General features: G+C 72.6%; 5 protein-coding genes. 4 read left to right on the top strand and 1 reads right to left on the bottom strand.

The genetic code is table 11. The features are described from left to right. Positions 1 to 90 precede the first annotated feature (90 nt). Entirely contained in the window at positions 91 to 753 is a 663-nt protein-coding gene (locus PV363_RS16065) for an LON peptidase substrate-binding domain-containing protein (protein ID WP_220347055.1), read from the bottom strand. Positions 754 to 819: 66 nt separating this feature from the next. Here PV363_RS16065 and hisD point away from each other — a divergent pair, with 66 nt between their 5' ends. From hisD to hisH, 4 genes are all read left to right on the top strand, one after another. After that, complete coding sequence (hisD, locus tag PV363_RS16060) at positions 820 to 2,148, top strand: histidinol dehydrogenase (protein ID WP_220344405.1); 1,329 nt, start codon at positions 820 to 822, stop codon at positions 2,146 to 2,148. After that, positions 2,145 to 3,248, top strand: a complete 1,104-nt coding sequence (locus PV363_RS16055; protein WP_301022856.1) for a histidinol-phosphate transaminase — start codon at positions 2,145 to 2,147, stop codon at positions 3,246 to 3,248. The genes hisD and PV363_RS16055 overlap by 4 nt, the downstream gene beginning before the upstream one ends. Continuing rightward, positions 3,245 to 3,865 (top strand): imidazoleglycerol-phosphate dehydratase HisB, encoded by a 621-nt coding sequence (gene hisB, locus PV363_RS16050; protein ID WP_220344406.1) that lies wholly within the window; start codon positions 3,245 to 3,247, stop codon positions 3,863 to 3,865. Before PV363_RS16055 ends, hisB begins: the two co-directional genes overlap by 4 nt. Then, the coding region (hisH, locus tag PV363_RS16045) for an imidazole glycerol phosphate synthase subunit HisH (protein ID WP_301022855.1) at positions 3,862 to 4,411 on the top strand (550 nt) is incomplete at its 3' end. The genes hisB and hisH, both read left to right, overlap by 4 nt.

Here is a 4,411-nt window from a genome sequence, read left to right as displayed (position 1 = left end):
CGGCTGAAGAGCGACCCGAACCCTTCACGTCGCGGACGGGGCCGACGGACGGGCGGACGGGCGGACGGGACGAGCCGCCACCTGGCCGCGTTAGTTGGGCGACCAGGCGGTACGGGCCACGTCCACGGCGGGGAGGCTCGGCACCGCCCTCATGGCACCGATCTCGGTGATCATCAGGTGGTGGTAGCGGCGCAGCCTCTCGGCCGCGTCGTCCGCCTCGAGCAGCTCCTGGCGGTCGGGGAGCGTCAGCACCGCACTCGAGGCCAGGAGGTAGGAGAGGTCGACCGGGTCGCCCGGCAGGTCGTCGACGCTCGCGTCCAGCCGGAAGCGGTTGAGCTCGGTGCGGTAGACGTCGAACACGGCGTGCGCCTTGTCGGCGGCCACGACCGCTCCCTCGCCCACGGGCTCCTCCAGGTCCTCGACGTGGCCCCACATGAAGCTCTCGCCCGTGACACCCGCGTCGAGCCGGATCCGGCCGATCGCGTCCACGGTCACGTCGTACCGTCCGTCGTCGTAGCCGGTCACGTCGGTCAGTGCCACCTCCACACCCACCCGGTGGATGGACTGCACCCCGCTCTCGCCGACCTCGTAGCCCTCGCGGATCGACACGATGCCGAACCGGCGCTCGGGCTCGGGGAGGTCGAGCAGATAGGTGACGAGCTCGCGGTAGCGGTCCTCGAAGACGTGCAGGGACACCGTCTGTCCCGGGAGGACGACGCTTCCGAGGGGGAACAGCGGGATCGCGCGTGCCACGCCGTCAGCCTAGCCGCGCGGCGGACACGGGCAGGGCCGGCGCGTCACTCTCCGTAGACTTGAGGCATGATCCGTCGCACCGACCTGCGGGAGACCCCCGCGGGCACGACTCCCGCGCAGTACCGCGCGCTGCTTCCTCGCGCGCCGTTCGACGTCGAGGCGGCCGTCGAGGTCGTCCGTCCGGTCGTCGACGACGTGCGACACCGCGGTGAGGCGGCGGTGCTGGACGCGACCGAGCGGTTCGACCAGGTGCAACGCGCGTCCCTCGCGGTGCCGGCCGAGGAGGCCGACGCTGCGCTCGCGTCGTTGGCGCCCGACGTCCGCGCCGCGCTCGAGGAGTCGATCCGCCGGCTCCGCGCGACCTGCGAGGCCGAGCTCGATCGCGACGTCGTCACCGACCTCGGCCCCGGAGCCCGTGTCGAGCGGCGCATCGTGCCGGTCGGACGCGTCGGCCTGTACGTCCCGGGCGGGCTCGCCCCGCTGGTCTCGAGCGTCATCATGAACGCCGTCCCGGCCCAGGTCGCGGGCGTCCGGTCGCTGGCCCTGGCGACGCCGCCGCAGCGCGAGTACGGCGGCGCTCCGCACCCGACGGTCCTGGCAGCCTGCGCGCTGCTGGGTGTCGACGAGGTGTACGCCGTCGGCGGCGCCCAGGCGATCGCGATGTTCGCCTATGGCGCCGGCCCGTGCGAGCCGGTCGACCTGGTCACCGGACCGGGCAACATCTACGTGGTGGCGGCCAAGCGCCTGGTGCAGAGCGTGACGGGGATCGACTCCGAGGCCGGGCCGACGGAGATCGCGATCCTGGCCGACGACACGGCGACACCGGCCTTCGTCGCCGCGGACCTGATCAGCCAGGCCGAGCACGACCCCCTCGCGGCGGCCGTGCTGGTGACCCCGAGCCCCGCTCTGGCCGACGCCGTCGACGAGGAGCTGGCCCGCCAGGTGCCCGCGGCCAAGCACGCCCAGCGCATCGAGACCGCGCTGACGTCCACGCAGTCGGCGACCGTTCTCGTCCGCGACGTGCAGCAGGGCCTCGAGGTCGTCAACGCCTACGCCGCCGAGCACCTGGAGATCCAGACCGCCGACGCCGCCGGTGTCGCCTCGCAGGTCGAGAACGCCGGCGCGGTGTTCGTCGGGAGCTGGTCGCCGGTCTCGCTCGGCGACTACGCGGCCGGCTCCAACCACGTGCTCCCCACCGCAGGCTGCGCGTGCCGCTCCTCGGGGCTGTCGGTGCGCTCGTTCTGCAAGACCATGCAGGTCGTCACCTACGACGAGCCGGCGCTGCGTGAGGTCGGCCCCGAGGTCGTGGTCCTCGCCGAGGCAGAGGACCTCCCGTCCCACGGCGCGGCCGTGTCGGCGCGTCTCGACGCACCTGAGGGGAGGAGCGGCTCGTGAGCGTCCCGGAGTGGGTGCCCATCCGGGCCGATCTCCGAGGCTTCGAGCCGTACGGCGCGCCGCAGCTCGACGTCCCCGTGCAGCTGAACGTCAACGAGAACCCGTACGGCCCGTCCAAGGCCACGGCCGACGACGTCGCCGAGTCGCTGCGCGTGGTCGCCACGGACCTCAACCGCTACCCCGACCGTGAGGCGTGGGCGCTGCGGACGGCGTTGGCGTCGTACCTCGGGCACGGTCTCACCGCCGACGCGGTGTGGGCGGCCAACGGCTCCAACGAGGTCATGCAGCAGATCCTGCAGGCCTTCGGCGGCCCGGGGCGGACTGCCGCGTCGTTCACCCCGACGTACTCGATGTATCCCGAGTACGCCCGCAACACCCACACGCGCTGGCTCACCGGTCGCCGCGCCGACGACTTCACCTTCGACGTCGAGGCCGCGCTCGCCCTGGTCACCGCGGAGCAGCCGGACGTCGTCCTGCTCGCGTCGCCCAACAACCCGACAGGGGAGTCGTTGACCCTCGAGGCGGTGCGCGCGGTCTACGACGCGGCGCCCGGCCTGGTCGTCGTCGACGAGGCGTACGCGGAGTTCCGCCGGCCGGAGACCCCGACCGCGCTGTCGCTGCTCGGCGAGCACCCCCGGCTGGTCGTCACACGCACGATGAGCAAGGCGTTCGCGTTCGCCGGAGGCCGGGTCGGCTACCTGGCGGCCGACCCCGCGATCGTCGACGCGCTCCGCATCGTCCGCCTCCCGTACCACCTGTCGGCCGTCACCCAGACCGTGGCGCTCGCCGTGCTGCGTCACGCCGACGAGATGCTGGCACGGGTGGCCGAGCTTCGGGAGACGCGGGACGAGACGGCACGCTGGTTGCGCGAGCAGGGCCTCGAGGTCGTCGACTCCGACGCCAACTTCGTGCTGTTCGGCACGTTCGGCGACCGGCACGCCGTGTGGCAGGGCCTGCTCGACCAGGGCGTCCTCATCCGCGAGACCGGTCCCGAGGGGTGGCTGCGGGTCAGCGTCGGCACGCCCGAGGAGATGACGGCCTTCCGCGAGGCCCTGGTCACCACCCTCGAGACCCCGTCGATCCGTCAGGAGAACGCATGACCACGATCGAGACCACCGGACCCCGCCGCGCCCGGGTGGAGCGCAAGACCTCCGAGTCCCACGTCGTGGTGGAGGTCGACCTGGACGGTACCGGGACGCACGACATCTCCACGGGCGTCGGCTTCTACGACCACATGCTCACCGCGCTCTCGCGCCACTCGCTGATCGACCTCACGGTGCGGTCGGAGGGTGATCTCCACATCGACGCCCACCACACGGTCGAGGACACCGCGATCTGCATCGGCGAGGCGATCAAGGCCGCGCTGGGCGACAAGGCCGGCATCCGGCGGTACGGCGACGCGCTCGTGCCCCTGGACGAGGCGCTCGCCCAGGCTGTCGTCGACGTGTCGGGACGCCCCTACTTCGTGCACAGCGGTGAGCCCGAGTCGCAGGTGACGGTCGTCATCGGCGGTCAGTACAGCGGCTCCCTCACGCAGCACGTCCTCGAGTCGCTCGCCCACCACGCGGGGTTGACGATGCATGTCCGGCTCGTGGCCGGTCGCGACCCGCACCACATCGCGGAGGCCCAGTTCAAGGCCGTCGCCCGGGCCCTGCGCCAGGCCGTCGAGCGCGATCCGCGCGAGACCGGGGTGCCGAGCACGAAGGGTGCCCTGTGAGCCCGGACGTCGTCGTCCTCGACTACGGGTCGGGCAACCTGCGGTCGGCGGTGCGCGCGCTCGAGCGGGCCGGCGCGAACGTGACCTTGACCTCCGACTTCGCCACCGCCCTCGGCTCGGACGGCCTCGTCGTGCCCGGGGTCGGGGCGTACGCCGCCTGCATGCAGGGTCTGCGGGCGGTCCGCGGCGACCAGCTGATCGGTCGACGGCTCGCCGGAGGACGTCCGGTGCTCGGGATCTGCGTCGGCATGCAGGTGCTGTTCGAGTACGGCGTCGAGCACGGGGTGCGTACCCACGGCCTCGGCGTCTTCCCCGGCGGCGTCACCCGGCTCGCGGCGGAACGCATCCCGCACATGGGGTGGAACACGGTTGAGGCCGGTGAGGGATCGGGGCTGTTCCGCGGCGTGGAGGGCGAGCGGTTCTACTTCGTCCACTCCTACGCCGCGTCGCCGACCGGCATCGACGGCTTTCTCACCACGGCGTCCCACGACGAGCCGTTCCTCGCCGCGATCGAGCGCGGGCCGGTGGCGGCGACCCAGTTCCACC

The organism is Mumia sp. (genome assembly GCF_028803055.1).
Lineage (GTDB): Bacteria > Actinomycetota > Actinomycetes > Propionibacteriales > Nocardioidaceae > Mumia.
Note: the sequence above shows the minus strand (reverse complement) of the source record. Positions and strands in the feature narration are given on the sequence as shown.

Bases quoted from the DNA above. Each gene is read 5' to 3' on its own strand.
- hisD (WP_220344405.1), top strand. From the start codon at position 820: ATGATCCGTCGCACCGACCTGCGGGAGACCCCCGCGGGCACGACTCCC.
- hisB (WP_220344406.1), top strand. From the start codon at position 3,245: ATGACCACGATCGAGACCACCGGACCCCGCCGCGCCCGGGTGGAGCGC.